This is a genomic window from Variovorax sp. 54 (genome assembly GCF_002754375.1).
Classification (GTDB): Bacteria; Pseudomonadota; Gammaproteobacteria; order Burkholderiales; family Burkholderiaceae_C; genus Variovorax.
The window spans coordinates 5,027,618-5,052,745 of sequence record NZ_PEFF01000001.1; the positions used below are offsets into that span (position 1 = coordinate 5,027,618).

Sequence of the window (25,128 nt, forward strand, 5' to 3'; positions counted from 1 at the left end):
ATGAACAGCAAGCCCGAGGCCGATTGGCTCAACCTGCTGATCGGCCTGCTTCAGGGCGCCCAACTGCAGCTGTTGCGCGTGCTCGATGCGCTCGGCCTCGTGCAAAAGGTTCACGGCCAGCCGGCGTGGCCGTGGACGCACCGGCTGTCGGGTGAGAACCTGCTGATCGACCTGGGACAGGCGCGCAGCCTCGCGTGGACGCTGGTGTGCGTCGGCGTGGCTGTGCTGCTGCTGTTGGTCGCGCTGGTCTGGCGGCGCCCGCGCTGGTACCTGCTCGCGCTGGTGCCGATGCTGCTGATCGTCGCGCCGTGGCCCCATGCGAACGTCGTGCTGGTGCCTGCGACGCCGACAAGCTTCCAAACGTCGCCGACCGGCTTCACGGCCGCATCCATCGCGCAGGGCCGCGTGCTCTACGCGCAGCACTGCGTGAGCTGCCACGGCACCGACGGCAAGGGCGAAGGGCCGCTCGCGGCTTCGCTCGCCGTGTGGCCGCCGAACCTCACGGGCCCGCTGCTGTGGCGTCGCGCCGATGGCGATCTGCTCTGGCGCGTGCTGCACGGCACGGCCACCATGCCCGGCTTCGGCGGCGCGCTCGACGCGGCCGATGCGTGGGCGCTCATCGATTACATGAAGGCGCAAGGCGCGGGCCAGAGCCTGCGTGCGTTGGGCCACTGGCCGCAGCCCGTCGGCCTGCCCGACATGGCGGTGCGTTGCGGCGCACAGGCGCCCCGGTCGCTCGCGCATTGGCGCGGGCAGCGTGTGCGCGTCGTGGCGGGCGCCGTCGCGCCAAGCGAAGACCCGCGGCTGGTGACGGTGCAACTGCTGCCGCCTGCGTCGGAGGCAACGAACGCCACCGCCGATTGCGTCGCCGATTCACCGGCCGCGTGGGAGGCGCTGGCGCTCATCGCAGGCACCGACCAGCTCGCGGGCATGCAGCTCATCGCCGACCGCGACGGCTGGCTGCGCGTGCGCGGCCTGCCGGGGCAGGCCGGCTGGTCCGACGACGACCTGCTGTGCCGCAGCGACAGCCCACCGGCTGCCACGGCGAAGGGGGCAGTGCTGCCGCTCGATGGCCTGGGCGCGCTCATCGCCCGCATGGACGCCGAGCCGGTGCGCTTCGTCAAGGGCGGCTTCATCCACTGATTTCTTTTTCATCGCTTCACTCGGAGAACAACCCATGACCTCGCACCTCGACCGATCGCGCCGCCAGCTGCTTGCCGGCGGCCTTGCTGCCGCCACGACCGCCACCTTGCCTGCCTTCGTGCGTGCACAAGGCCGCCCGGTGCTCAAGGCCGGTGACCAGAAGGGCGGGCTGCGCGCGCTGCTCGAAGCGGCGGGCGGGCTCGAAGGGCTTGGCTACGACATCCAGTGGTCGGAGTTCCCGGCCGCCGCGCCGCTGGCCGAAGCGCTCAACGCGGGCGCGGTCGATTCGGGCCCGATCGGCGATGCGCCGCTGATCTTCGCGCTCGCCGCCGGCACGCGCGTGAAGGCCATCGGCGCAAACCGCTCCGACGCCTACGGCACGGCGGTGCTGGTGAGGCCCGATTCACCGCTGAAGACGGCTGCCGAACTCAAGGGCAAGAGCATCGCCACCAACCGCGGCTCCATCGGCCACTACGTCACGCTCAAGGCGATCACCGCGGCGGGCCTGAAGCCCGAGGACGTGAACATCCGCTTCCTCGCGCCGGCCGACGCCAAGCTCGCGCTCACGCAGGGCTCGGTCGATGCCTGGGCCACGTGGGAGCCCTACACCGCGCTGGCCGAAATCAGCCGTCACGCGCGCGTGCTGGTCAGCGGACGCGGCCTGCTGCCGGGGCTGAGCTACCTCGCCGCGACCGATGCCGCCATTGCCGCCAAGCGGCCGGTGCTGCAGGACTTTCTGCAGCGCGTGGTGAAGGCGCAGCGCTGGTCGTACCGCAACGTCGATGCGTTTTCAGCCACGCTCGCACGCATCATCGGCATTCCGCCCGAGGCGGCGAAGCTGCAGTTCGAGCGCCGCCAGCAGCAGTGGGTGGCCATCGACGCGCAGGTCATCGCCGACCAGCAGGGCACGGCCGATTTTTACCGGCAGGTGGGGCTCATCAAGCAGCCGCTCGATGTGAAGGGCACGTTCGACACCGGCTTCGGCGCAACGGCTTAGGGCCGCCGTTCAAGCGCCTGCACGCGGAAGTCCTGCGGCGCGATGCCATAGGTACGGCGAAAGGCGCGGCTGAAGTCCGAGGCGCTGCCAAAGCCCGCGCCGTAGGCGATGTCGGTCACCATCACATGCGGATAGCGCGCGAGGTCGTTCGCCGCCTGGCGCAACCGCAGGCTGCGGATGTAGCTGCCCAGTCCGCCCTCGTGCTGGAACATGCGGTACAGCGTGGGGCGCGACAGCTGCAGCGCGGCCAGAACGCTCTCGGGCGTGAGGTCGGCGCGGTGCAGGTGGGTCTGCACGTGGCGGCGCACCTGGTCGAACATGGCGGCGCGTGCCGCCGCGCGCGCGTTGCCGTCAAAGCCGGCCTGCTTGCCGAAGGCCGACACCACCAGCTGCGCACCCGTGCGCACCGCGCTCTGGGCCGCTGCCGGCGTCATGCCGCCGATGTCGCGCGCCAGCGAGATCGCATGCCCCGCCGCCAGCCGCGCCAGCGGCGTGGTGCAGGCGAGCGTGCGACCGTGCAGGGCCTCGGGGTCGGGGAAGGTTTCCTGCACCAGCGCGCCGGGCACGAAGAAGGTGTGGACCCGGCAGTCGTGGCGCCGCATGCGCACCGGCTGGTTCATGTCCAGCGCGAGGATCGTGGGCGTGCCGGCGGGGGCGGGCGGCGGTTCTCCCTTGCGGCGCGCGCCCGGTGTGGCGCGCACCCGCAGGTCGTCCACGCCGCCTTCCTCGAACACATGGAAGACGAAGTCGCGCACGCTGTCGGTCGACACGCGGGCCAGCGAGCGCTCCAGCACCAGCGTGTCGGAGCGGCACTCGGTGAAGACCAGGCCGCCCATGTCGTAGCGGTCGATCGCGGCGTTGAAGGGGCGCTCGAGCGCGTCGCGCGTGGGCAGCGCGTCCATCACATGGCCGACACGCGCGCGCCAGGCCAGGAACTGCCGGTCGGGCGGTTCCGCGCGCAGATCGAAGTGGCTGTGCGCCACGCCCGGGGGAGCAAGGGGGCGTTCAGGAGCTGTGGCGGCGCTGTGCGTCATGAGGCGAGGTCGGTGCGGCGCCAAGGGGCAGCGGGCGTTTCTGCCAAATAGTACTAACTAAGCGTTAAAAAATCACAGATTTCGCGGAATTCTCCCAAGAACTGAGACGGATGGTCAAGGCTGTTTACAAAGCGCCCTCACGCTCGCAGCAGGCGTCCTGCTTGGCATTTCATGGCCGAAGGACCCCCGGTTTACTTTTTTCCCCCGCGTTGATTGACCGAGCGAGCATTGACATGTCCAAAGGAAGCGCCGAGCTGCGTGCCATTTCGGAACTGGACGACAGGCCGCCCCTGAGCCCCGCTGTGGCCGCCAACGCCGCCGCGCGGCTCTTTGCCCAGGCCAACCAGCTGGAGCTGGCCAACCTGATGGCGGCGGTCGAGCGCGGCGACGTGTGGGCCGCTGCGCGCACGGCGCGGCAGATTCTTTGCGACATCGAGGAAGCCGCGCTGGAAACCCACGGGCTCGACAGGACACGCGAAGAGGCCAGCGACGAGGGCCTGCTCTCGCCGCGCGAACTCAAGGTGCTCGAACTCGTGGCCCAGGGCTGGAGCAACCGGCGCGTGGCCGAGGCGCTGCACCGCTCCGACAGCACGGTCGCCAGCCAGATCAAGAGCATCTACCGCAAGCTGTCGGTCCATTCGCGCACGCAGGCCGTGCACGAGGCCATGCGGCGCGGGCTGCTGCAGCCGTCGGGCGCGACGCAGCGGCGGGTGATCCGTTTTCCGGTTTCCACGCCTGCCCGCAACTGAGCGGGTCCGCTCGCGGCACGCGTCCAGAGGGCGCGCGGCTCGTATCGGCGCGATCACCGCGTGATCGCCATCACGCCTGTCCACTGTCACCGTTCTGCCACCGGGCCTGAGAAGAATCGCTGCGTCACACAAGCTGACCACCGACTGACTTCACCGATGAAAAGAACATGACCGACAGCACGCAGCCCCGCTCGCCATTCCCCACCATTCCCCTCGACCTTCCCCAGCGCCGCGCCTTCCTGCAACGCTCCTTTGCGACCGCAGGCGCCGTGACGCTGCCGGCCTTTCTGGCGGCCTGCGGCGGCGGCGGTGGTGGCGGTGCGGTCGGCTTCCCGCCCCTGGCGGGCCTGCCGCCGAGTCCGCCGCCTGCGCCGGACGCACCGGCTCCGGCGCCCGCACCGGTCGAGCCGCCCGTCAAGAAGAGTCCGTTCGCCGAGTTCTCCGAGCTGCAGCCCGCCGATGCCAACGGCGTCATGCTGCCCAAGGGCTTCAGCTCGCGCATCGTCGCCCGGTCGGGCAGCGTGGCCGCGGGCAGCTACACGTGGCACGGCGCGCCGGATGGCGGCGCCGTGTACCCGGGCGCCGACGGCGGCTGGATCTACGTCAGCAACTCGGAAATCAAGGCGAACGGCGGCGGTGTCGGCGCATTGCGTTTCGACGCCAACGGCACGTTGGTCGATGCGTACCCGATCCTGAAAGGCACGACGACGAACTGCGCCGGCGGCCCCACGCCTTGGAACACCTGGCTGTCATGCGAGGAATATTCCGGCGGCATGGTCTGGGAATGCAACCCCGCCAAGCCCTGGGTGGACGCCAGCAGCGCGCCGAGCCTGCCCGCGCTGGGGCTCTTTGCGCACGAGGCCGTGTGCGTCGATCCGGTCCACAAGACGCTCTACCTCACCGAAGACGCCTCGGGCGGCCGCGTCTACCGCTTTGTCTGCGACGCCGTCGACTGGCCCGAGGGCGCCGACCGCGCCGCCATGAAGACCGGCCGTCTGCAGGTGCTGAAGGTCAAGGACATCGCGAACGACCTCGACCTGGCCGCGCCGGCCCAGGCGGCGCTCAAGGACTTCAGCAAGCCGCAGCCCGTGGAGTGGCTGGACGTGATCAACGCCGACAAGGCGCAGTCGACGGTGCGCAGCGGCATGCGCACCGCGGGCCTCACGCCGCCGGGCGCCATCTTCACCAAGGCCGAGGGCATCTGGTTCTTTGCCGGCATCGTGTATTTCGTGACCTCGTTCAATGCGCGCATCTGGGCCTACGACACGAAGAACGAGACGCTCGAGGTGATCTACGACGGCAAGGGCAAGGACCCCGCCACGCATTCGATCGACGAGCCCGACAACCTGACGATCTCCGCGCTTGGCGACATCCTGGTGGCAGAGGACGCGGGCAACCTCGAGATCGGCGTGCTGCGCATCGAGGCCGGCACCTCGCAGCCGCTCATGCGCCTGGAGGGCCACGACGACAGCGAGGTCACCGGACCGGCGCTTTCGCCCGACGGCACGCGCCTGTACTTCAGCTCGCAGCGCGGCGTCGGCAAGACCGGCCTCGGGATCACCTTCGAGATCACGCTGCCGTTCGCGGCGAAGTGAGGGGGCGCGAGGCCCGTACGTCGGACGTGCCTCGCGTCCTCTTCGATGGCGCACCCGGCGCCGGCAACTGCTCCCGCAGGTAGTCCAGAAACGTGCGCACCACCTCCGGCAGCGTGCGGTCGGCCAGCGTCTGCAGCTCGACCGAGCGCCCGCGCATGCCGGGCTCGCGGATCTCGGCCGCCACCAGCTCGCCGCGCTGCACGCGGTCGCGCACCGTGATCTCGCCCGTGATGCCCAGGCCGCCGCCCTGCAGCACGAAATGGGCGATCGCCTCGAAGCGGTTGCTCACCAGCACGGGCTCGAACACGAGGCCGCGGTTGCTGCAGGCCACGTCGAACAGCTGGCGCACCGTGTTCTCGGGGCTGCTGAGTGCGACGGGAAAGGGCTGCATCTGCGCCAGCGTCACGCTGCGCGAGGCGGCCAGCACATGGTCGGGCCGCATGACCACGAACACCGACGCCGGCTGGCGATGCTCGACCCGGATGCCGCGCACCGCCGCGCGGCTGTAGGTGAGGCCGATGTCCGCTTCGCCGAGCAGCACGGCGTCGCTCACCTGCGTCGGGCCGGTGGCATCGAGCCGGAAGCGCACGCCCGGGTATTGTTCGCGAAACGCCGCGATGGTGCGAGGCAGGAACTCGTTGGCAAAGCCCGAGGAGCACGCGATGCGCACCCGACCGCTCAGCGGCCCCTGCAGCGCCTGGATGTCCGACAGCACGCGCTCGGCCTCCAGCGCGCCGCGCAGGGCGTGCGCCGCCAGCAATTCGCCCGCGGCGCTGGGCACCATGCCGCGCGGGCGGCGCTCGAACAGCGGCACGCCCATCAAGGTTTCGAGCGCGGCCACCTGGCGGCTGACGGCCGAGATGCTGACGTTCAGCCGCGCGGCGGCCTCGGTGAGCGAGCCGGTGCGGGCCACTTCGAGGAAGTAGCGCAGCGAGGTTTCCTGCAGGCGGCGGCTGGGCATGAGGGTGGATTGCGATGCAAGAGGTTTGAGCCAAACGCAAAGGTAGCTCAAGAAAATAGCAATTGTTGAAAAGCTGCCCGCTTTTTATGCTGGGCAGACACCCCGTTCCTCGTTCTGCTCCTTTCTGCGCCGCCATCCATGCCCACTCGCTCCCCCCGCTTTCCCCGCCGCCTGATCGCGTTCATGCCCGCAGTCTTTCTGCTGCTGGGCCACGGCCTCGCGCAGTCGGCCGAACTCTCGCCGGCCCTGGCCGAGCGCCATGCGCAGGGCACCTACCGCGAGTACTTCGAGCTGCTGGCCCTGCCTAACGACGCCACCGTGCCGGAAGACATCCGCAAGAACGTCGACTGGCTCGAGCAGGCCTTCCGCAAGCGCGGCTTCACGACGAAGCAGCTGCCCAACAGCGGCAAGCCGATGCTCTACGCCGAGTTCCCGGGGAGCGACCCCGCGCGCAAGACGGTGCTGTTCTACATGCACCTCGACGGCCAGCCGGTGATTCCCGCGCAGTGGGCGCAAAAGAGCCCGTGGACGCCCGTGCTCAAGCGCAAGACGGACAAGGGCGAATGGGAAGAGATCGATTCGGCCCCACTCTTCAGTGGCCCGCTCGACCCCGAGTGGCGTGTGTTCGGCCGGGCCTCGGCCGACGACAAGGGCCCGATCATGATGCTGCTGGCGGCCATCGATGCGCTGAAGGCCGGTGGCGGCCAGCCGGCGGTCAACGTGAAGGTGATCCTCGACAGCGAGGAAGAAAAGGGCTCGCCGTCGATCAGCCAGGTCATGCAGGCGCACCGCGAACTCTTGCGCACCGACGCCATCGTGATCCACGACGGCCCCATGCACGCGACCAACCGGCCCACGCTGGTGTTCGGCAACCGCGGCGCGGCCGATGCGCGGCTCACGGTGTACGGCGCCAAGGTGCCGCTGCACAGCGGGCACTACGGCAACTACGCCCCCAACCCCGCCCAGCGGCTGGCCAGCCTGCTGGCCACGATGAAGGACGACACGGGGCGGGTCACTGTGCCGGGCTACTACGACCGCGTGAAAATCGGCGAGGCCGACCGCAAGATCATGGCCGCCGTGCCCGACGACGAGGCCGCGCTCAAGCGCCGGCTGGGCATCGCGCGCACCGACAAGGTCGGCGCCAACTACCAGGAGGCGATGCAGTACCCCTCGCTGAACGTGCGCGGCATGGCCTCGGCGGCCGTGGGCGACAAGGTGGCGAACATCGTCCCCGACAGGGCCGAGGCCGAGATGGACCTGCGCACCACGCCCGACTCCGACGCGCCGTACCTCGGCAAGCTCATCGAGGCGCACATCGTGAAGCAGGGCTACCACCTCGTGAAGGCCGCGCCGACCGACGAGGAGCGCGCCCGCTACGACAAGATCGCGAGCTTCAGCTACCGCAGCGAAGGCGCCGACGCGGCGGGCTCGCCGATCAATTCACCGATCGGCCAGTGGGCCTACAAGGCGCTGACCGACACCTTCGGCACTTCGCCCGAGCCGGTGCGCATCCGCATGATGGGCGGCACCGTGCCGACGGCGGAAATCGTGCGCGTGCTGCAGGTGCCGTTCGCGATCATTCCGCTGGTGAACGCCGACAACAACCAGCACGCGGCGAACGAGAACCTGCGCATGGGCAACTACGTGACCGGCGTGCAGACGGTCTACGCGCTGATGACCCACGGGTTCTGAGCCGAAAGGAACGCGCGGCCGTCAGGCTTCTTTGCCGGGTTTCTGCGCCTGCTCGCAATTCACCTGGATCAGTTCGCGCTGGTCCAGCGTCGCGCCGAAGCGCACCGCACTGAGGCATCCGCCCCACACGCAGCCCGTGTCGGTCGACAGCAGGTCGGGCCGCGAGAGCCAACCCAGCGTCGACCAGTGGCCGAAGGCGACGGTGGCCGCGGCCGTCTTGCGGCCCGGCACGTCGAACCACGGCAGGTAGCCCTCGGGGCCGGGAATCGAACCGTCCTTGCTCTCGAACTCCATCACGCCCTCGGGCGTGCAGTAGCGCAGCCGCGTCAGCGCATTGACGATCACGCGCAGCCGCGCATGGCCCGTGAGTGCGTCGTCCCAGTGGTCGGGCGTGTTGCCGTACATCTCGTGCAGGAAGTCGCCCAGTGCGGGGCCGCGCAGCACCGACTCGACCTCTGACGCCAGCGCGAGCGTCTCGCCGACGGTCCACTGCGGCAGCACGCCCGCGTGCACCATCAGCAGGTCGCCGCCGCCGACCTGCAGGTGCAGCGCCATGTGCTGCGCGCGCAGCCAGTCGAGCATCGCCTCGCTGTCGGGGGCGGCCAGCAGGTCGGCCACCGTGTCCTTGCGGCCGCCCTTGCGCACGCCGTGCGCCACGCCCAGCAGGTGCAGGTCGTGGTTGCCCAGCAGGCTCAGCGCCGAGGCGCCGTAGCCCTGCAGGCGGCGCAGCACCGCGGCCGAATCGGGACCCCGGTTCACCAGGTCGCCGAGCACCACGAGGGTGTCGCGGCTGGGGGAGAAATCGATCTTGTCGAGCAGCCGGCCCAGGGGGGCATCGCAGCCCTGGACGTCGCCGATACAGTAAAGTGACATTCCCTCATTCTCTCCCCCTGTTCATGGATGTCTTCCTGCTGGCCTTGCTGACCACCCTCAATGCGGTGTTCGCAATGTCCGAAATGGCCCTTTCCACCAGCCGCCGCGCACGCCTCGCGGCCTTGGCCGAAACGGGGGACACCGGGGCCGAGGCCGCGCTGAAGCTGATGGAATCGCCCACGCAATTCCTCTCGACGGTGCAGATCGGCATCACCTCCATCGGCATGCTCAGCGGCATCGTGGGCGAAGCCGCCTTTGCGGCGCCGCTTGCCGTGTGGATGGAAAGCGTGGGCATGGGCGCCGGCACCGCCAGCATCGTGTCGACCGCGGTGGTCGTGACCTGCATCACCTTCTTCACCATCATCTTCGGCGAGCTGGTGCCCAAGCGCATCGGCCAGCTGTACCCCGAGCCGGTGGCGCGTTTCGTGTCGCGCCCCATGCGCAGCCTCGCCAAGGGCGCCAAGCCCTTCGTGTGGCTGCTGGCCGGCGCCACCGCCACCATGCTGAAGGTGTTGCGCATCGATGCCAACGCCGCGCGCTCGGTCACGGAAGAAGAAATCTCGGCCAGCCTCGAAGAAGGCGTCGACGCCGGCGTGATCGAGCAGCACGAGCACCAGATGGTGCGCAACGTGTTTCATCTTGATGACAGGCGCCTGTCGTCGCTCATGATCCCGCGCGCCGACATCGAATGGCTCGACGCCTCCCACACCGTGGCGCAGGCGCTGCAGAAGGTGGCCGACGCCGCAGCGCTCAACCTCGTGCATTCGTGGTACCCCGTGTGCCGCAATTCGCTGGACGACGTGGTCGGCGTGATCAGCGTGGCGCACCTGCTGCGCCTGGGCTCGGCCCACACCGGCGCGGTGGGCCAGGAGGCCACGCCCGCCGTGTTCGTGCCCGAGACGCTCACCGGCATGGAGCTGCTCGAGCAGTTCCGCACGCGGGCCGGCCGGCTCGTGTTCGTGGTCGACGAGTACGGCGTGGTGCAGGGCCTCATGACCCCGCGCGACCTGCTCGAAGCCATCACCGGCGAGCTGCAGCCCGGCATGCAGGCCGACGCCTGGGCCCACCAGCGCGCCGACGGCGTGTGGGAGCTCGACGGCCTCATGCCCGTGTCGGAATTGCGCGCGCGCCTGGGCATCCGCGAGCTGCCCGATGAAGAACGCGGGCGCTACAACACCGTGGCCGGCCTGCTGATGTCTGTGTCGGGCCACCTGCCCGCCGTGGGCGAGCACATCGACTGCGCGGGCTGGTGCTTCGAGATCGTGGCGCTCGAAGGGCGCCGCATCGACCGCATCCTGGCCTCGCCGGACCCGGCCTCGCCGCAAGAGAACTGAAGAGGAGGGCGCGGCCATGCTGTCGCTGCTTGCACTGAGTTGCCCCCAATGCTCGGCCCCGCTGCCGCGTGCGGCGCGTTGGCGCACCGTCAACTGCGGCTACTGCGGCGCCACCATCACGCGCGGCACCGAAACCGTCGAGCGCGAGAGCTTTCGCGCCGCGTGGCGACGCGCCAATGCGCCGCAGCTCACGGACACCGGCCGCCTGCTGCAATGGCGCGGCGCGCACTACCGCGTGCTTGCGCCGCTGGGCCACGGCGAACACAGCGAAGTGCTGCTGGCCGAACGGCTGGGCGCCGTGCCCGAGCGCGTGACGATCAAGCTCTCGCGCGACGCGGCCGGCGACGCCGTGCTGGCGCGCGAGGCCGCCGTGCTGCAGGCGTTGCAAGCCCTGTCGGTGGCCGGCGCGGCCTACTTCACGCGGCGCTTGCCGCAGCCGTTGGGCCAGGGTGTCACGCAGGGCCTCGGCGACGGCGAGCGGCAGGCGCTCGTGCTGCGCCACCCGACCGGGTTCTGGGGCAGCCTGCAAGAGGTGCAGCAAGCCAACAGCCCGCAAGGCATCGATGCGCGCCATGCCGTCTGGCTCTGGCGGCGCATGCTCGAGGTGCTGGCCTTCGTGCACGGCGCCGGCTGGACGCACCGCGCGCTCACGCCCGCGCATGCGCTCGTGCATCCGCGCGACCATGGCGTGCTGCTCATCGGCTGGTCGCAGGCGCGGCAGGACGTGTCCGGCGGCGCCATCGGGCGGGACCTGATGGCGTCGGCCCGCAGCGTGCGCGCGTTGCTGCCCGATGGCGCCGTGCCCGCACCGCTGGCCGCCTTGCTGCGCGAATGCAGCGACGACGCCATCGCCTGCGAACGCCTGGGCGCGCCCGGCATCGAGCAGGCACTGTCGGCCGCCTCGCGCGAGGCCTTCGGGCCGCCGCGCTTTGTTCATTTCGACCCGGCGCCGGTTCGCTAGCCAGCGGCCAGCCTTTCAATTTTTCCCGCACGAAGGAGCACCTCCATGGGTTACGGAAATTATTCGCACGCCGCCCACGCGGCCATCGTGGCCGACCGCGCCGCCAAGTCCGGCAGCGAGGTCTTCACGCAGACCGCCACGCACATGCTCATGAACCCGCAGGGGCTCAAGGTGCGCGAGTCGCGCGACAACGCCGACCACCCGAACTCGCTGGGCATCGTGTTCGCACTCGACGTCACCGGCTCGATGGGTGACATTCCGCAGACGCTCGCGCGCCGCGAGCTGCCCACCTTCATGAAGCTCTTGACCGACTGCGGCGTGGCCGACCCGCAGCTGCTGTTCATGGCCATCGGCGACGCCACCTCCGACCAGGCGCCGCTGCAGGTGGGCCAGTTCGAGTCGACCGCCAACCTCATGGACCAGTGGCTCACCTGGAGCTACCTCGAAGGCGGCGGCGGGGGCAGCGGCGAAGAAAGCTACGAGCTGGCCTTCTACGTCATGGCGCAGCACACCGACATGGACTGCTGGGTGAAGCGCAAGAAGCGCGGCTACCTGTTCGTCACCGGCGACGAGCTGCCGTACCCGGCTGTGTCGCGCCACCAGGTCGAAGGGCTCATCGGCGAGAAGCTCGACGAGGACATCCCGATCGAAGAGGTCATCGCTGCCGCGGCCGAGACCACGCACCTGTTCTTTTTGATTCCCGACGCGCAACGCCGCCGCCGCTGCGAGCCGCGCTGGCGCGAGCTGCTCGGCGACCACGTGATCTGCATGGACTCGCCCGACGACGCCTGCGCCGTGGCCGCCGGCATCGTCGCGCTCACCGAGAAGGCCGTGCCCAACCTCGACGCACTGGCCCGCGTGATGGGCGCCACCGGCATGGCCAAGGAACGCGTGGGCGGCGTGCTTCACGCGCTCGACGGCTACGCCGCGCTGCTCGACCCGACCGCACCGCGCCGCGCCGCGCCGGCCGCAGGCAACGGGGCGCGCAGCTCGTGGTGGAAGCGCCTGTTCGGTTGACTGCTTGGCGTTGACCTCCACGCGCTACGTCTCGCTGCTCGGCCTCGGCTTCGGCGACTGCGGCAAGGGCCGCTTCACCGATTTCCTGTGCGATGCGTGGGGCGCCCACACCGTGGTGCGCTTCAACGGTGGCGCGCAGGCCGGCCACAACGTGGTGCTGGCCGACGGCCGTCACCACACCTTCTCGCAGTTCGGCGCGGGCAGCTTCCATGCCGGCGTGGCGACCGTGCTTGCGAGCCCGGTGGTGGTGCACCCGACCGCGTTGCGCGTCGAGGCCGAGGTGCTGCAGCGCGCCGGTGTGCCCGACGCCTTCGCGCGCCTGTTCGTCGATGCGCGCTGCCGCGTGACCACGCCGTTCCATCAGGCTGCCGGCCGCCTGCGCGAGTGGTCGCGCGGTGCAGCGGCGCATGGCAGCTGCGGCGTCGGCGTGGGCGAGACCGTGCGGCAAGCACTGGCTGCGCCTGAAACGACGCTGCACTACGGCGACCTTGCGCACCCCGCGCGCACGCTCGACAAGCTCGAAGCCTTGCGCCTCGCGCTGCACCGCGAGTTCGCGAACGTAGGGCCTTCGTCGGCCGATGCCGCGCAAGAGCTGTCCGTGCTCGCCGACGCCTCGCTCGCACCACGCTGGCTCGACGCCGTGCAACCTTGTCTGCGCCAGTCACCGCCCGCAAGCGCCGACGTCATCGGCGAACGGCTCGCGCTTCAAGGCACTGTGCTGTTCGAAGGCGCGCAGGGTGTGCTGCTCGATGAGTGGCGCGGCTTTCATCCGCACACGACCTGGAGCACCGTCTCCACCGCCGCCGTCGAAGCGGTGCTGCGTGACGCGGGCATCGCCGCGCCTGTGCAGCACCTGGGCGTGCTGCGCAGCCACCTCACGCGGCACGGCACCGGCCCGCTGCCCACGCACGACCGCACACTCGATGCGCGGCTGGCCGAGCCGCACAACGCCGACGAGGGCTGGCAGGGCGCATTCCGCCGCGGCCATCCTGATGCGGTGTTGCTGCGCTACGCACTCGCCGCGGCCGGGCCGCTCGACGGTCTGCTCGCCAGCCACCTCGACGCGGTCGCGCACGCCGATCTGCGCTGGTGCACCGGCTACCGCGACGCCGACGGCCACACGCTGTCGTCACTGTCGCTCAGCGACGCACCCGACCTCGACCACCAGCACGCGCTGACCCGCCTGCTGGAAGGCGTCCAGCCCCTGTATGACCCGCACCCCGTCGCCAGCGCCCCCGAGTGGGTGCAGCGCGTGGAAGCCCTCAGCGGCCTGCCCGTGCACTTCGGTGCGTTCGGCCCGGTGCGCGAGGCCGTCCGCGCGCGCGACCTGCTGATCTGACCTCATGAGAAAGCCTGTGTGACCCCCAACCTCTTCCTGATCGCCGGCGCCGTGCTGAGCGCCATCGCCGCGCTCTCGCATGTCTGCATCGTCTTCGGCGGCCCGGCCTGGTACCGCTTCTTCGGCGCGGGCGAGCGCATGGCCGCGAGCGCGGAGGCCGGCCACCTGTACCCCGCGGCCGTCACGCTGGTCATCGCGGGCATATTGGGCGTGTGGGCCACCTACGCGCTCGCGGGCGCCGGGGTGCTGCAGCCGTTGCCGCTGCAGGCGCTGGTGCTGCCCGCCATCACCGCCGTGTACCTGCTGCGCGGGCTTGTCGTCGTGGCGGTGTGGCTGTTCGACCGGAGCCGCCTCACCGCCTTCTGGGTGTGGAGCTCGCTGGTGTGCTTCGTGTACGGCGTGGTGCACCTCGTCGGGCTCGTGCAGGTCTGGGACACGCTCTGACGACCAACGGACCGCCACGGCACTCAAGCAGAATCAGAATCGAAACGCCTCTTCCCTTGTTTTCTCCCCCACGATCAACACCATGACCACTCCCGAAGACATCTACACCGAACCCCCGGCCGACCCCGACACGCTCGCCAACCTCGGCCCGCTGCGGCCGATGGCGGGCATCTGGGAGGGCATGAAGGGCGTCGACGTCAAGCCGAAGAAAGAGGGCCCGAAGACCCAGGTGTATGTCGAGCACTACGAGCTGCAGCCCATCGATGCGCAGACCAACGGCCCGCAGCTGCTGTACGGCCTGCGCTATCACACCTACATCCACAAGCCCGGTCTCACCAAGATGTACCACGACCAGGTCGGCTACTGGCTGTGGGAGCCGGCCACCAGCACCGTGTTCCTCACGCTGGCCATTCCGCGCGGACAGGTGGCCATGGCGAGCGGGCACGTGAAGCCCGGCGACACGCAGTTCACGCTCAGCGCCGAACACGGCAGCCTGGTGAACGGCATCGTGTCGAACCCCTTCCTGGAGCGCGCCTTCACCACGCTGGCGTGGAACATCACGGTGACGATCAACGCCGACGGCACCTGGTCGTACGACCAGGACACCGTGATGCAGATCCTGGGCCAGGCCGAGCCCTTCCATCACACCGACCGCAACACGCTCACGCGCGTCGGCGAGCCGGGGCTCAATCCGCTGGCGAAGACGGCGGCGGCCTGAGGCCGTTCAGTCGGCGGGCGGCTTCGGCGTGCGCAGGCGCCGCAGCCGCACGGTGAGCTCCTTCACCAACTGAAGCTCCCCGCGCCGCTGCGCCACCTCGAGCGCCTGCGCGAACGAGGCCTCGGCCTTCGCGGCGTCGCCAAGCGCCAGCGCGAGCAGACCCTGCAGCCGCCACGCGGCCGTGAACTCGGGGTCGAAAGCGAGAGCCCGCTCGACATGCATCAGCGCCGTGGGCACGTCGTCGCGCCGGTGGTGCGCCAGCGCGAGGCTCATGCGCAGCAGGGCCCCGTCGCGGCCGGCGGCCAGCAGGCGCTCAAGCGCTTCCGGTGAGGGGCCGGGTGGGGTTTTGGCGGTGGTGTTCATGGCGTTCGTTCGACCTTCCTTGAGGGACTTTGGCCGCAGACCGGCGGGTGCGTAAATATCAAAGAATAATCTTTGATATTTAACGCCGCAGGCGCCCCGATGAATCTCCCTACCTCCGTCTGGCTGTTCCAGTCCCTTCACGCGCTGGGCATGGCGCTGTGGCTTTCGATTGCGGTGCGCAACAACTGGCGCGGCTTTGCGGGCTCGGCGTTCGCGGTCGGCGGCACGATGTCGATGGCGCCGTTGCGCGTTGATCCCGCGATCGACACGCCCTTGCTCACGCGCGCCGTCCGCTCGGTGGTGCTGCATCGCACGGCGCTGGGTGTGGTGCTGGCGCTGCAACTCGGCGCGGCGCTGGCGTTCTGGGCGGGCAGTGCTGCATTGGTCGTGGGTGGCGACCTGGCTACTGCGCGACCTTGGCTCAATCTGGGGCTGGCCGGCTTTGCCGCCTTCCTGTTCGCCATGCACCTGGGCGGTCTGTGGTTCGGCTACTGGATTCGGCAAGAAGGCTTGCAGCTCACGCACCTCGTGCTGCTGCTGTGGGTGCTGGCGGCGTTCTTCCTGTTCAACCTGGCGTGGCATTGATGCCGTCTTCGTCCTACGCGCGCGGGGAGGCCACGCCCACAGCCCGCGCGACGGCCAGCACTCACCATCGGTCCCCATGAACAGAGTGATTCTTGCGTTCCTGGGTGTGGCTGCCTGCACAGCGGCCGTGGTGGCCATTGCGGAGCCCATCAAAGTGCCGATCGACAGCGACGACAAGGGCACGGCCTACATCGCACCCAACGTGAACTCCACCGAAACCTCGGCCCGCACGAACGGTGCGACCGTCGGCGTGCAGCGCCCGGACGGCAGCGCCCTCGAAGCCGGCACCGACACCTCGGGCAAGCGGCCCACCTATTCGGTCGGTGCCAAGACCGGCGGCGACGTCTCTTTCTCGGGCGGCGCGCATTCGGACGGCAAGGCCAACACCGGCGTGAAGGCCGGCGTCACCATCAAGTACTGATCGTCGACCAGCGTGGGCGTCAGACCATCGTCGCGTAGACGATGAAGCCCTCGTGCTTTGCCATCTTGTCGTAGAGCATCCGCCCCGCCGCATTGGTCGTGTGCGTCTGCCAGTACACGCGGTGTGCGCCCGCGCGCCGCACCTGTTCGTACACGCCCTCGATCAACTGCCGGCCCACGCCCTGGCCGCGTTCGGAGGACTGCGTGAACAGGTCCTGCAGGTAACAGTTGGGCTCGATGCGGTTCGTGCTGCGGTGGAACAGGTAATGCACCAGCCCCACCAGCTGCCCGTCGCGCTCGGCCACCAGCGCATGCACCGGCTCGTACGGATCGAAGAAGCGCTGCCACGTGACCTGTGTGATCGCCTCGGGCAGGGCCGTGGGGCCCTCGCGGCCGTAGAAGGCGTTGTAGCCGTCCCAGAGCGGCTTCCAGGCGGCGAAGTCGTCGGGTGTGGGCGGGCGGATCAGGAGCGCGGGCGTGGTCATGAGCTCAGGGGGCCTTTCCGTTGGGGACGGGTGTGTTGCGCGCCGCGATGGCGGCGTTGACGGGACAGGCCGGCAGCGCCACCGGCACTGCCGCGGGCATGGGTTCGGGCACCGGCCCCATCGATTTTTCGAGAAAGTCGAGCATCGCGCGCATCGCCGCGCTGTTGTGGCGGCGCTGTGAGTAGGCGGCGTACAGCCAGTGCTCGTGCGGCATGTGATCGCGCAGCACCGGCACCAGCGCGCCGCGTTCCAGATGCGACTGCGCCAGCGGCTCCGGCACGTAGGCCACGCCCACGCCGCGCAGCGCCAGCTCGATCAGCGCGACCGCGTCGTTGGCCTCCATGCGGCTGTGCACTGCCACCTCGTGCGGCTTGCCGTCGGTTTCAAAAGGCAGGTGCGTGGTGGGCATCGGCGAATAGCTCAGCACGTCGTGCCGGGCCATGTCCTCGGGCACCTGCGGAATGCCGCGCTGCGCCCAGTAGGCGGGCGACGCGCACACCACCATGTCGAAGCGCACCAGCCGGCGCACGATCAGGTTCATGTCGTCGATGCGCCCGCCCGTCAGGTGGATGTCGATGCCCGCCTCGATCAGGTCGATGTCGTGGTTGGTGAAATTCAGGCTCACGTACACGTCGGGGTAGAGCTTGATGAACTCCGCGATCACGTCCGAGAGCCAGCCCGCAATGAGCCCGTGCGGCGCGCTCATGCGCAGGCGCCCGCGCGGGTGCGAGCCGTGCGCCTGCAGGTCGTTGAGCGTGTTCTCGGCCATCGTCACCAGCTCGGTGCTGCGCTCCAGCAGCACCTCGCCTGCGTCGGTGAGGCTCAGGGAGCGGGTCGAGCGGTTGAGCAGGCGCACGCCGCTGCGCGATTCCAGCTCGGCCACATAGCGGCTGACCGTCGCCTTGGACATGCCCAGCGACAGGGCCGCGCGAGAGAAGCTGCGCCGGAACGCGACTTCGCGGAACGTTTTGATGAGATCGAGACCATCCATAGATCGGCGCATTGTTCCAGCATCGGGGGAGGGGGCACGGGTCGTAGGGGCATCCCGGTTTTGCGCTGCGAAGGGGGCGGGGTGCGTGGCTATACTGCGGCCGTTGCGCCTGAGGAGGCGCGGCCGGGCTTGGTCTCCCGAAACACCTCTGCGCTCACCTCCTGGAGGCCTGATGGCGCTTGCTCCCCGAATCCTCGGCACCTCTCTGCGCCGAATCGCTCGCCCTTCAGGCCTGCGATGACCTCGACAGCTTTCACACGGTGCGCCGCGCGTATGCGTGCATCGAGAAACTCATCGTGCCGCAACACGTGAACGACACCGATGACGTGTACCCGACGCGCACCGAACTCGGCGCGCTCGTGCGGCTGGTCAATGAAGAACTGCAGCGGCGCATCGAAACGGCCGAGGTCACGCTTCAGTCGCTGCGTGCTGCAGTGGGCGATACCTAGCCGGGCTGGCCGGTGGGGCGCTCGCCGTTCTCCGTCGGTAGCTGCTGTTGCTGCTGCAACGTCGTCGAGATGCCGTAGAGCGCCAGCATGCCGAGCACGTGCCCGATCGCGACGCCCGGCTCACCCGATTCGATCCGCGCGATCGTCTGAACGTGAACGCCCAGGCGCGTGGCAGCAGCGGCCTGGCCCTCGCCAGCCGTTGTGCGCGCCAGTTTGGCGGCAGCACCGAACGCCTTGATCGCTTGGATCGCGTCGTCTCCAATGTCGGAAGAAATTCGTTTTCCTTGGGCCATGGGGTGATTGTCACTGCTTGCTGGGGATGCGTCCGGGGCGGGTAGGTACGATCAGGCACGAGCGGTTCTTGGCGACCACAGCCGGACGTTCGCGTCGGCGGGCAGGGCCTGTCGTTCAAGAAGAGCTTCAGTCCCTTACTGCTTGGATTTCATGTCAGAACTTCCGGTCTACTTCCATATACAACCTGGCGCCATGCTGCCCAACATCGGGTACTTGGCCCCCTTTCGGGCTGTTGTGATCATCGAGGAGGAAGTCTCCATTGAGTGGCGCGACGATGTCAGCAACTGGTTGGTGAATTCCGGCTGCCTCTACATGATGGCGTGGGGGCTGGACTGCAGTTTGTGGGACGACTCGGTCGACTGGGCGAACATGGGTCAATTCCCCTTCAAGGACATTCCAGAGGATCGATTCGTCGTGACAACATGGCACAGCGGTGAACCACTGGATGAGGTTTTCGATTTCTGCAAACGCACTGCCAATCACCCGGTAGTGGAGCTACCTCAAGCGATCTTGCTGCACATCGCCCGCAATGAGAGCGCAGGCCCGATGCTTCATGCGTATAGCCGTGCCTGACAGGGTGGGAAAGACCTCTGATGCATCCCCAGCCATGAACCTAATCAGCCTGTCAGCCCTGGCCCCCGAGGATGTTCACGCCATCTGGCGTCTGGCTGCATCGCCCCCTGTGGGTGCTCAAGGCACTGCAGCCTGGTCGTTCGAAGGAAATGGCATTCGCACGCGCACGACGTTCCTGAAGGCATTCCAGGAACTGAACCTGTCCGTCATCGAGCTGCCGAATCTCCTGAAGACAAGCGAACGCGTTTGCGATCTCGCGGGCTATCTCGACCCTTTCTATGACATCTACGTCATCCGGGAATCGAACCACGAACGCCTCGCGGAGTTCGCTGCTTCGTCCCGCAGGCCCGTTGTCAATGCGATGTCGAATGCCGGCCATCCATGCGAAGTTCTTACCGATGCCTGCTTCATCGAAACAACCATGGGCCCGATTCAGAAGGTGCGCATCTGCCTTTGGGGGCCTCCGACCAACGTGTTTCGTTCATGGCACGAGCTGGCCGGCGTGATGGGTTTTACGCTGGTTCATGTCTGCCATGAGAGCTTCCACGAGACCATCCCCAACGTAGCCTTTTCATCGTCTTTCCCAGAAGCAGCAGACGTGGTCATCACCGATGGCTGGCCTCAGGGCACGGAGCAGTTGAGCCGTCCGCTGTCCGTCGAAGATCTGGCTCGGATGGGCAACCCCGTGCTGTTGCCGACGCCACCGTTCACTGTCGGAGGCGAACTTTCGGTGGACCCTCGTCGCTATCCGCACTTCGTCGGCTATGAGCAGAAGAAGCTCCTTTTGCCGGTGCAAAGAGCGGTGCTTCAACATCTGCTTGCAACCTGAATCGACCGGGGCCGGTCGGTCGAGTGCTGGACGGAATAGAGTGGAAAAAAAACCTGAACAGCCTATGAGCGAGGACTTCATCTCCATCAGTCGATCGCTCGTCGACGACGCATGGAACAACCCCGACAAGTGGGAGGCGAGCCTTGCCTCCGCAGAGGCGTTGCTCTCGAAGGCGCTTGTCGAATCTCCTGACGATGTCCTTGCCCTGACGTGCTTGGGCGCAGTGCTTTCAGATCAAGGCAAGCACAAAGAGGCCGCATCCGCCCTGAAGCGTGCAATCGAACTCGGCTCCACCGACCGGAACACTTTCTTCAACCTCGGCGTCGCAACGATGAACTTCGGCTCACGCGCGAAAGCCATGTCTGCATTCCGTGGGGCCGAAGGGCTCCAGGCTTCGCCGCTGTCGTGGCCGGCATACTTTGATGCGCAGGCCCATTGAGCACCCTCCAACCCAAGCACGGAGACCCGCATGAGAACGCTGAAAATCATGGAGCACATCTCGCTGGACGGCGTGATCCAGACCTCTGGCGAAGACGAATTTCCCTACGCGGACTGGACCGCGCCGTACCGCAGCCCTGCCGGCCGGGATGAAGTGCTCGCCGCGCATGGGGGGCGCTTCGACCTGTTGCTCGGTCGCCGCACCTACGACCTGTGGTCGGACTACTGGCCCAAGGCACCGAGCGGTGCGATGGCAGACGGGCTGAATGCAGCGACCAAGTATGTCGTGACCCACCGTCCGGAAAGTCTGGCGTGGGGCCCGTTCGAAAGCCTGGGGCCGGACATCGTCGAGGGCGTTCGCCGCATCAAGTCACAGGCAGGCCCGAACCTGATTCTCTGGGGCAGCGCCACGCTGACATCGACACTGCTCGAACACGGCCTTGCCGATGAAGTCCTGCTGGTCGTCTATCCGGTTCTGCTGGGCACGGGAAAGCGCTTCTTCGCGCAGGGAACCCCGCCACGCGCCCTCGAGCTCGTCAGCACGAAAGCCATGCCGTCCGGCATCCTCGTCAGTGCCTACAAGGTCGCCGGCGCTTTGAAAGCCGGGTAGTCGGGCAGTCCCACATCGCGAGCGAAATTTGTCATGAGTACCTCCAACCTTTCCGAAGCCCGCGCCTATGCACTCCGCATGCACGGCGCGCAAATGTACGGAGCGCACCCGTACGCGCACCATCTGGATGCCGTTGCGCTGACCCTTCTGCCGTATGGTCAAGAGGCCCAGGCCATCGGGTATCTGCACGATGTGGTTGAAGACACGGACGCGACAGTCGATGAGGTGCGCCTGCGCTTCGGCGATCTGGTGGCTGCGTGCGTCGCACTCCTCACGGACGAACCCGGCGCGAACAGGAAGGAGCGCAAGTCGAAGACCTACGCGAAGCTGGCCAAGGTCACAGGCGCGGAAGAACTGGCGCTGGTCGTGAAAGCGGCCGACCGCCTCTCGAACGTGCGAGCCTGCGTGGCCGATGCCCATCGCGACCTGTGGAACGTCTATCGCGGTGAGCATGAGGTGTTCAAGGCGGCGGCATTTCGGGCGGGCCTTTGCGATGCGCTCTGGTCGGAGATCGACGGGCTGATGAGCGATGACAAGCGGCCCCCGAGCGCGACCTGAACAACCCATGTTGAAGCACTCGCGCACGACAGCGGAGGTACGTTTTCTTGGGTAGCACTCGACCCTCTCTTCACGCTCAAGAAGTTCGACATACCTGCCGCCGATTTCCCGGCGACGGGCACGCAGCCGCTGCGCGAGGGGTATCGGTCCTCCACCGTCTGCACCGCCGGCCCCGCGACGCGGGAGGCCCGTGCATGGATCGGAGGATGGGTGCTGGGGGGTGGAATCGATATCTCTTGCGAGGCGCAGCCCATGCCTCTCGGGGTCCGGCTCGTGCGCGAGTGATGTGCAATGCGCATCGGTCTCGAGGCGGTGCAGGGAACAGGCGAGACGCTGCCTGAACAGGGGGGCATGCGGTCGGTCGGATCGTCGGCTCGCGCCATGCGAGCCGACGACCTTCGCTCACACTCAGGGCGCCAGCGTGAGCTTGAAGATCTGGTTGCCGTTGGAGGCGCCCACGTAGACGCTCCCGTCGCCGGCCACCGCCACACCGATCGGGAAATTGAACGCAATCGCCGCGCCGGTGCTGTCGCGCAGCGTGCTGATCTCGCCCGCAGGCGTGACCACGCGCGCCACGCCGTCCCAGGCATGGGTGAGGAACACGTTGTCGTGCGCATCCACCGTCACGCCGTAGGAGAAGCCGAGCTTGGCCGGCGTGGCGGCCGTTCCGTCGACCACGCCGCCGTTGGCGCAATCGCCCAGCAGCGTGCTCACCGTGGCGCTGGCCACATCGATCTTGCGCAGGCACAAGCTGTCGGTGTCCGTGTCGTACAGCGTGCGGCCATCGCGGCTGATCGCCAGGCCCTGCGGGCGCGCAAACTGGGCGGCCGTGCCGACCCCGTCCAGGTAGGCCTGCGTGCCGTCGCCCGCGAGCGTGCTCGTGGTGCCGTCGGCTGCAACCTTGCGCACGCGCTTGTTTTCCAGGTCCGCCACGAACAGGTTGCCTGCGCCGTCCAGCGCAATGCTGGCGGGGTTGTTGAACATCGCGGCAGCCGGGCCGTCGGCATAGCCGCTGGTGCTACCGCCGACCCAGGTGCTGTAGGTCGTGGCGTTGGGGGCGATCTTGTTGATGCGATGCTTGTCGCTCACGTACAGGGTGCCGTCGGCCGCCAGTGCCAGGCCATACGGCGTGTTCATGGTCGTGCCTGGCGTCACCTCGGCGCCGCTGCCGCTGGCCGTGTCGATTCGGTAGACCGAACCATTGCCGCCCATGGCCACGTAGAGGTTCGCGCCGCTGGCGTCCAGAACGAGTTGGTAGGGATGGTCGTAGGTCACGCCCGTGGTCGCCAGCACGGTGGCGACCCAAGGCTTGACCGTGAGCGTGGCGGCATGGCTGGTCACGCTGCCGCCGGCGCCCGTCACCTGCACGCGCAGCTGCTGGCCGCTGTCGGCCAGTTGGTTGGCCGCCGTGGTGAAGCTGTCGGCCGTGGCGCCGGAGACATCGGTCCAGCTGGCACCGCCATCTGCGCTGCGTTGCCACTGGTAGGCCGTGGCGCGCGTGGCCTGAATCTTCAGCGTGGCGGTCACGCCCTGGCCCACGGTGGTGTCCGACGGCTGCGTTGTGAGGGCGGGCGTGGTGTCCTCCGGTGTGGGTGGCGGTGTGTCCTGGGAGGCAGGCGCAGGGGCCGGCGTTGGCGCGACAGCGAAGCCGGGGAAACCACCGCCTCCGCCCCCACCACCGCCGCAGGCCGCCAGCACGAGGTTCATCATCAGCAGCGCGGCAGGGGTGCGCCATGCACGGAAAACGGGGCGACGGGTGTTCATGAGAGGCCTTCCTTTTTGCAAGTGGAGTGAGTGAGAAGGCCTCCACGGTAGGTTCGGCGATACCCGCAATCCAGTGTCGAAGGTCATCGACTTGCAGAGAAAAAAAGTGCTCAGGAGTGCATGCGGGCGTGCGTCGTGTCGTGCGGGGTCAGCGATGCCAGGGCCTGCAGCAGCCTGTCGGCGGCCACGGGTTTGAGCAGCACCTGCAGCCCCGATTCGAGCATCTGCTGTTGTCTCCGCGGCGCGGTTTCCCCGGTGATCAACAGCACCTGCAGGCCGGGACCGAAACGTGCGCGCAGCCGCTGCGCAGCGGCCAGTCCGTCGGCGCCGTCGGCCAGCCGCACGTCGCACAGCAGCACGTCGATCGGGGCGCTTTCGTGTGCGGCCTGCACCAGCACGGCCTCGGCTTCGACCTCGCCGGCCACCGCGTCGATGGCCACGCCGTGGGCCTGCAGCAGCCCGGTGACGGCCTGGCGGATCGCGGCTTCGTCGTCGATGAGCAGCACGCGCCGCGGCAATGGCAAGGCGGCGCCCGGGTGTGGCGCGAGCGGCGCGACGCCCAGGGCCGACACCGCCGGAAGCACCAGGCGAAAGCGGCTCCCGCGATGCAGGCGCGAGTGCACCTGCAGCGGGTGCGCCATCAGGCGCGAGAGCCGGTGCACGATGGACAGGCCGATGCCCAGTCCCTGCGCGCGATCGCGCCCCGGATTCCCGACCTGGTAGAACTCGTCGAAGATGCGGCCGAGGTGCTCGTGCGGGATGCCGATGCCGGTGTCGCACACGTCGATCCACACCAGCGGCCCGCGTGCACGGGCGGCCACCACCACGCCGCCGCGCGGCGTGTACTTGAGCGCGTTGTCCACGAGATTCGACAGCAGCCGTTGCAACAGCTGCGGGTCGCTCAGCACCCAGCAAGGCGTGGCACGCAGCCGCAGTTGCAGGTCGCGGTCGGTCGCCTGCGCCGCGAACACGTGGTTGAGCGCAAGGAACAGCGGGTTGAGTTCCACGGGGCGAATCTGTGGCGACACCTCGCCGGCATCCAGCCGCGAGATGTCCAGCAGGGTGTCCAGCGAATCGCCGAGCGTTCCGACCGCATCCATCAGCCGCGCCGCGTGATTCCATTCGTCGCTGCCCTGGAGCTTCTTCTCGATGACGGCGCCGAACAACGCGATGGCGTGCAGGGGCTGGCGCAGGTCGTGGCTCGCCGCGGCAAGAAAGCGCGTTTTTTCCTCGCTGGCACGCTGGGTGGCCGCAATCTGATGGCTCAGCTGCTCGGCCAGCGCCTCTTTCTCGAAACGCATGGTGAGCGCCGCGGTCAGCAGCCGGTGGTGCTGTAGCGCGAACGTGATCATGACGCTCATGTACAGCAGGCAGCCGGTGGCCAGGAACAGGTGCGTGGTGTCTCCACGCCAGGCCAGCGCCAGTGTCAGGCTCGCCATGCTGGGCACGATGAAGCGGGGGATGTTGCGCTTGAGAACGGCCAGCGACAGCGCACCGCCCGCGCAGCCGCCCATCATCATCACGATGACCATGACCCACAGCCCGAGGTGGCGCCCCGGCGGAACGCACAGCCAGGGTGCCAGGCCCCAGATGCAGGAGCGCAGCAGCACGTTGCGCGCATTGAAGCGGGCCCAGTACTCGGGGTGGGCTGCCGCATCGGGGCTGCGCTGATAGCGCCGGTACGCGCGTCGCAGCGTCAATGCGAGGTGCAGCGCCATCCACAGCAGGACTTGCCAGCGCTGCGTGGCCACGAAAAGGCCGATGCCCAAGGTCTGCGCCGTGAGCAAGTCCGCGAGGTAGGCGGCCGGCGCGTTGGCATGCACCGCGGCCACTTGCTCGCGCAGCACGCGCTGGGCCAGCGCGGGCGGATGCAGGTCGTCATTCATCGCAGGCATGCGGGCATTGGCACGTC

Annotated in this window: 28 protein-coding genes; 19 read left to right on the forward strand and 9 right to left on the reverse strand. The window is 68.4% G+C overall.

Features of this window, described 5'->3' with window-relative positions:
* Both CLU95_RS23075 and CLU95_RS23080 read left to right on the forward strand, forming a co-directional pair.
* Complete coding sequence (locus CLU95_RS23075; RefSeq protein ID WP_099795746.1) at positions 1-1,143, forward strand: c-type cytochrome; 1,143 nt, start codon at positions 1-3, stop codon at positions 1,141-1,143.
* A gap of 34 nt (positions 1,144-1,177) precedes the next feature.
* Positions 1,178-2,140, forward strand: coding sequence for an ABC transporter substrate-binding protein (locus CLU95_RS23080; RefSeq protein ID WP_099795747.1), 963 nt, complete (start codon positions 1,178-1,180; stop codon positions 2,138-2,140).
* Here the strand turns inward: CLU95_RS23080 and CLU95_RS23085 are convergent.
* A complete protein-coding gene (locus CLU95_RS23085) occupies positions 2,137-3,174 on the reverse strand; it encodes an AraC family transcriptional regulator (protein WP_099795748.1) in 1,038 nt (345 codons plus the stop codon). The genes CLU95_RS23080 and CLU95_RS23085 overlap by 4 nt on opposite strands.
* A 233-nt stretch (positions 3,175-3,407) precedes the next feature.
* On the opposite strand from CLU95_RS23085, the gene CLU95_RS23090 reads away from it, so the two are divergent.
* Both CLU95_RS23090 and CLU95_RS23095 read left to right on the forward strand, forming a co-directional pair.
* On the forward strand, positions 3,408-3,923 hold the full coding sequence (locus tag CLU95_RS23090; protein WP_257214702.1) for a response regulator transcription factor: 516 nt from the start codon (positions 3,408-3,410) through the stop codon (positions 3,921-3,923).
* 167 nt (positions 3,924-4,090) lie between these two features.
* Positions 4,091-5,518, forward strand: a complete 1,428-nt coding sequence (locus CLU95_RS23095) for an alkaline phosphatase PhoX (RefSeq protein WP_099795750.1) — start codon at positions 4,091-4,093, stop codon at positions 5,516-5,518.
* On the opposite strand, the gene CLU95_RS23100 is transcribed toward CLU95_RS23095, so the two are convergent.
* A complete protein-coding gene (locus tag CLU95_RS23100; protein ID WP_099795751.1) occupies positions 5,493-6,479 on the reverse strand; it encodes a LysR family transcriptional regulator in 987 nt (328 codons plus the stop codon). The genes CLU95_RS23095 and CLU95_RS23100 overlap by 26 nt on opposite strands.
* 183 nt (positions 6,480-6,662) lie before the next feature.
* Here CLU95_RS23100 and CLU95_RS23105 point away from each other — a divergent pair, with 183 nt between their 5' ends.
* A complete protein-coding gene (locus tag CLU95_RS23105; protein ID WP_257214703.1) occupies positions 6,663-8,171 on the forward strand; it encodes a M20/M25/M40 family metallo-hydrolase in 1,509 nt (502 codons plus the stop codon).
* 21 nt (positions 8,172-8,192) lie between these two features.
* On the opposite strand, the gene CLU95_RS23110 is transcribed toward CLU95_RS23105, so the two are convergent.
* Positions 8,193-9,044, reverse strand: coding sequence for a symmetrical bis(5'-nucleosyl)-tetraphosphatase (locus tag CLU95_RS23110; RefSeq protein WP_099795753.1), 852 nt, complete (start codon positions 9,042-9,044; stop codon positions 8,193-8,195).
* 23 nt (positions 9,045-9,067) lie between these two features.
* Between CLU95_RS23110 and CLU95_RS23115 the strand changes: the two genes are divergently transcribed.
* The 6 genes from CLU95_RS23115 to CLU95_RS23140 all read left to right on the forward strand — a co-directional run bounded on the left by CLU95_RS23115 (position 9,068) and on the right by CLU95_RS23140 (position 14,857).
* Positions 9,068-10,378: a hemolysin family protein gene (locus CLU95_RS23115; protein ID WP_099795754.1), complete on the forward strand. Its 1,311-nt coding sequence runs from the start codon at positions 9,068-9,070 to the stop codon at positions 10,376-10,378.
* Between the two features lie 16 nt (positions 10,379-10,394).
* Positions 10,395-11,339: a serine/threonine protein kinase gene (locus CLU95_RS23120; protein ID WP_099795755.1), complete on the forward strand. Its 945-nt coding sequence runs from the start codon at positions 10,395-10,397 to the stop codon at positions 11,337-11,339.
* A 45-nt stretch (positions 11,340-11,384) separates the two neighbouring features.
* Positions 11,385-12,356 carry a hypothetical protein gene (locus CLU95_RS23125; protein WP_099795756.1) on the forward strand — a complete coding sequence of 324 codons (972 nt, stop codon included), beginning with the start codon at positions 11,385-11,387 and terminating at the stop codon, positions 12,354-12,356.
* Between the two features lie 4 nt (positions 12,357-12,360).
* Positions 12,361-13,695 carry an adenylosuccinate synthetase gene (locus tag CLU95_RS23130; protein WP_099795757.1) on the forward strand — a complete coding sequence of 445 codons (1,335 nt, stop codon included), beginning with the start codon at positions 12,361-12,363 and terminating at the stop codon, positions 13,693-13,695.
* An 18-nt stretch (positions 13,696-13,713) separates the two neighbouring features.
* On the forward strand, positions 13,714-14,139 hold the full coding sequence (locus tag CLU95_RS23135; RefSeq protein ID WP_099795758.1) for a hypothetical protein: 426 nt from the start codon (positions 13,714-13,716) through the stop codon (positions 14,137-14,139).
* 82 nt (positions 14,140-14,221) lie between these two features.
* Entirely contained in the window at positions 14,222-14,857 is a 636-nt protein-coding gene (locus CLU95_RS23140) for an FABP family protein (protein WP_099795759.1), read from the forward strand.
* A 6-nt stretch (positions 14,858-14,863) separates the two neighbouring features.
* Here the strand turns inward: CLU95_RS23140 and CLU95_RS23145 are convergent, their stop codons facing one another.
* The gene (locus tag CLU95_RS23145) at positions 14,864-15,220 is read right to left on the reverse strand and encodes a hypothetical protein (protein ID WP_099795760.1); all 357 of its coding nucleotides are present in this window, start codon (positions 15,218-15,220) and stop codon (positions 14,864-14,866) included.
* Between the two features lie 99 nt (positions 15,221-15,319).
* Between CLU95_RS23145 and CLU95_RS23150 the strand changes: the two genes are divergently transcribed.
* Both CLU95_RS23150 and CLU95_RS23155 read left to right on the forward strand, forming a co-directional pair.
* Complete coding sequence (locus CLU95_RS23150; RefSeq protein WP_099795761.1) at positions 15,320-15,805, forward strand: DUF2165 family protein; 486 nt, start codon at positions 15,320-15,322, stop codon at positions 15,803-15,805.
* Between the two features lie 76 nt (positions 15,806-15,881).
* Positions 15,882-16,226 carry a hypothetical protein gene (locus tag CLU95_RS23155; protein ID WP_099795762.1) on the forward strand — a complete coding sequence of 115 codons (345 nt, stop codon included), beginning with the start codon at positions 15,882-15,884 and terminating at the stop codon, positions 16,224-16,226.
* Between the two features lie 19 nt (positions 16,227-16,245).
* Here CLU95_RS23155 and CLU95_RS23160 read toward each other — a convergent pair whose 3' ends face one another.
* Both CLU95_RS23160 and CLU95_RS23165 read right to left on the reverse strand, forming a co-directional pair.
* Positions 16,246-16,710, reverse strand: a complete 465-nt coding sequence (locus CLU95_RS23160) for a GNAT family N-acetyltransferase (protein ID WP_099795763.1) — start codon at positions 16,708-16,710, stop codon at positions 16,246-16,248.
* A 4-nt stretch (positions 16,711-16,714) separates the two neighbouring features.
* The gene (locus tag CLU95_RS23165; RefSeq protein WP_099795764.1) at positions 16,715-17,701 is read right to left on the reverse strand and encodes a LysR family transcriptional regulator; all 987 of its coding nucleotides are present in this window, start codon (positions 17,699-17,701) and stop codon (positions 16,715-16,717) included.
* Between the two features lie 179 nt (positions 17,702-17,880).
* Between CLU95_RS23165 and CLU95_RS23170 the strand changes: the two genes are divergently transcribed.
* Complete coding sequence (locus tag CLU95_RS23170; protein ID WP_099795765.1) at positions 17,881-18,150, forward strand: hypothetical protein; 270 nt, start codon at positions 17,881-17,883, stop codon at positions 18,148-18,150.
* On the opposite strand, the gene CLU95_RS23175 is transcribed toward CLU95_RS23170, so the two are convergent.
* On the reverse strand, positions 18,147-18,443 hold the full coding sequence (locus tag CLU95_RS23175) for a helix-turn-helix domain-containing protein (RefSeq protein ID WP_143606041.1): 297 nt from the start codon (positions 18,441-18,443) through the stop codon (positions 18,147-18,149). The two genes, CLU95_RS23170 and CLU95_RS23175, sit on opposite strands and share 4 nt — an antisense overlap.
* A gap of 151 nt (positions 18,444-18,594) precedes the next feature.
* On the opposite strand from CLU95_RS23175, the gene CLU95_RS23180 reads away from it, so the two are divergent.
* The 5 genes from CLU95_RS23180 (at position 18,595) to CLU95_RS23200 (ending at position 21,452) form a co-directional block, all read left to right on the forward strand.
* Positions 18,595-19,017: a DUF7684 family protein gene (locus CLU95_RS23180; RefSeq protein WP_441351513.1), complete on the forward strand. Its 423-nt coding sequence runs from the start codon at positions 18,595-18,597 to the stop codon at positions 19,015-19,017.
* Positions 19,018-19,051: 34 nt separating this feature from the next.
* On the forward strand, positions 19,052-19,846 hold the full coding sequence (locus CLU95_RS23185) for an ornithine carbamoyltransferase (RefSeq protein ID WP_099795767.1): 795 nt from the start codon (positions 19,052-19,054) through the stop codon (positions 19,844-19,846).
* Between the two features lie 64 nt (positions 19,847-19,910).
* Positions 19,911-20,285 carry a UDP-N-acetylglucosamine-peptide N-acetylglucosaminyltransferase gene (locus tag CLU95_RS23190; protein ID WP_099795768.1) on the forward strand — a complete coding sequence of 125 codons (375 nt, stop codon included), beginning with the start codon at positions 19,911-19,913 and terminating at the stop codon, positions 20,283-20,285.
* Positions 20,286-20,315: 30 nt separating this feature from the next.
* Positions 20,316-20,894: a dihydrofolate reductase family protein gene (locus CLU95_RS23195; RefSeq protein ID WP_099795769.1), complete on the forward strand. Its 579-nt coding sequence runs from the start codon at positions 20,316-20,318 to the stop codon at positions 20,892-20,894.
* Positions 20,895-20,927: 33 nt separating this feature from the next.
* On the forward strand, positions 20,928-21,452 hold the full coding sequence (locus CLU95_RS23200) for an HD domain-containing protein (RefSeq protein ID WP_099795770.1): 525 nt from the start codon (positions 20,928-20,930) through the stop codon (positions 21,450-21,452).
* A 408-nt stretch (positions 21,453-21,860) separates the two neighbouring features.
* Here the strand turns inward: CLU95_RS23200 and CLU95_RS23205 are convergent, their stop codons facing one another.
* The gene (locus tag CLU95_RS23205) at positions 21,861-23,216 is read right to left on the reverse strand and encodes an SMP-30/gluconolactonase/LRE family protein (RefSeq protein WP_143606042.1); all 1,356 of its coding nucleotides are present in this window, start codon (positions 23,214-23,216) and stop codon (positions 21,861-21,863) included.
* 110 nt (positions 23,217-23,326) lie between these two features.
* On the reverse strand, positions 23,327-25,111 hold the full coding sequence (locus CLU95_RS23210; protein WP_257214704.1) for a hybrid sensor histidine kinase/response regulator: 1,785 nt from the start codon (positions 25,109-25,111) through the stop codon (positions 23,327-23,329).
* Positions 25,112-25,128: the final 17 nt, after the last annotated feature.

What these genes read in the sequence shown, in the direction of transcription:
- CLU95_RS23075 (WP_099795746.1), top strand. Translation starts at nt 1, where the DNA reads ATGAACAGCAAGCCCGAGGCCGATTGGCTCAACCTGCTGATCGGCCTG.
- CLU95_RS23080 (WP_099795747.1), top strand. Translation starts at nt 1,178, where the DNA reads ATGACCTCGCACCTCGACCGATCGCGCCGCCAGCTGCTTGCCGGCGGC.
- CLU95_RS23085 (WP_099795748.1), bottom strand. Translation starts at nt 3,174, where the DNA reads ATGACGCACAGCGCCGCCACAGCTCCTGAACGCCCCCTTGCTCCCCCG.
- CLU95_RS23090 (WP_257214702.1), top strand. Translation starts at nt 3,408, where the DNA reads ATGTCCAAAGGAAGCGCCGAGCTGCGTGCCATTTCGGAACTGGACGAC.
- CLU95_RS23095 (WP_099795750.1), top strand. Translation starts at nt 4,091, where the DNA reads ATGACCGACAGCACGCAGCCCCGCTCGCCATTCCCCACCATTCCCCTC.
- CLU95_RS23100 (WP_099795751.1), bottom strand. Translation starts at nt 6,479, where the DNA reads ATGCCCAGCCGCCGCCTGCAGGAAACCTCGCTGCGCTACTTCCTCGAA.
- CLU95_RS23105 (WP_257214703.1), top strand. Translation starts at nt 6,663, where the DNA reads ATGCCCGCAGTCTTTCTGCTGCTGGGCCACGGCCTCGCGCAGTCGGCC.
- CLU95_RS23110 (WP_099795753.1), bottom strand. Translation starts at nt 9,044, where the DNA reads ATGTCACTTTACTGTATCGGCGACGTCCAGGGCTGCGATGCCCCCCTG.
- CLU95_RS23115 (WP_099795754.1), top strand. Translation starts at nt 9,068, where the DNA reads ATGGATGTCTTCCTGCTGGCCTTGCTGACCACCCTCAATGCGGTGTTC.
- CLU95_RS23120 (WP_099795755.1), top strand. Translation starts at nt 10,395, where the DNA reads ATGCTGTCGCTGCTTGCACTGAGTTGCCCCCAATGCTCGGCCCCGCTG.
- CLU95_RS23125 (WP_099795756.1), top strand. Translation starts at nt 11,385, where the DNA reads ATGGGTTACGGAAATTATTCGCACGCCGCCCACGCGGCCATCGTGGCC.
- CLU95_RS23140 (WP_099795759.1), top strand. Translation starts at nt 14,222, where the DNA reads ATGACCACTCCCGAAGACATCTACACCGAACCCCCGGCCGACCCCGAC.
- CLU95_RS23145 (WP_099795760.1), bottom strand. Translation starts at nt 15,220, where the DNA reads ATGAACACCACCGCCAAAACCCCACCCGGCCCCTCACCGGAAGCGCTT.
- CLU95_RS23150 (WP_099795761.1), top strand. Translation starts at nt 15,320, where the DNA reads ATGAATCTCCCTACCTCCGTCTGGCTGTTCCAGTCCCTTCACGCGCTG.
- CLU95_RS23155 (WP_099795762.1), top strand. Translation starts at nt 15,882, where the DNA reads ATGAACAGAGTGATTCTTGCGTTCCTGGGTGTGGCTGCCTGCACAGCG.
- CLU95_RS23160 (WP_099795763.1), bottom strand. Translation starts at nt 16,710, where the DNA reads ATGACCACGCCCGCGCTCCTGATCCGCCCGCCCACACCCGACGACTTC.
- CLU95_RS23165 (WP_099795764.1), bottom strand. Translation starts at nt 17,701, where the DNA reads ATGGATGGTCTCGATCTCATCAAAACGTTCCGCGAAGTCGCGTTCCGG.
- CLU95_RS23175 (WP_143606041.1), bottom strand. Translation starts at nt 18,443, where the DNA reads ATGGCCCAAGGAAAACGAATTTCTTCCGACATTGGAGACGACGCGATC.
- CLU95_RS23180 (WP_441351513.1), top strand. Translation starts at nt 18,595, where the DNA reads ATGTCAGAACTTCCGGTCTACTTCCATATACAACCTGGCGCCATGCTG.
- CLU95_RS23185 (WP_099795767.1), top strand. Translation starts at nt 19,052, where the DNA reads ATGAACCTAATCAGCCTGTCAGCCCTGGCCCCCGAGGATGTTCACGCC.
- CLU95_RS23190 (WP_099795768.1), top strand. Translation starts at nt 19,911, where the DNA reads ATGAGCGAGGACTTCATCTCCATCAGTCGATCGCTCGTCGACGACGCA.
- CLU95_RS23195 (WP_099795769.1), top strand. Translation starts at nt 20,316, where the DNA reads ATGAGAACGCTGAAAATCATGGAGCACATCTCGCTGGACGGCGTGATC.
- CLU95_RS23200 (WP_099795770.1), top strand. Translation starts at nt 20,928, where the DNA reads ATGAGTACCTCCAACCTTTCCGAAGCCCGCGCCTATGCACTCCGCATG.
- CLU95_RS23205 (WP_143606042.1), bottom strand. Translation starts at nt 23,216, where the DNA reads ATGAACACCCGTCGCCCCGTTTTCCGTGCATGGCGCACCCCTGCCGCG.
- CLU95_RS23210 (WP_257214704.1), bottom strand. Translation starts at nt 25,111, where the DNA reads ATGCCTGCGATGAATGACGACCTGCATCCGCCCGCGCTGGCCCAGCGC.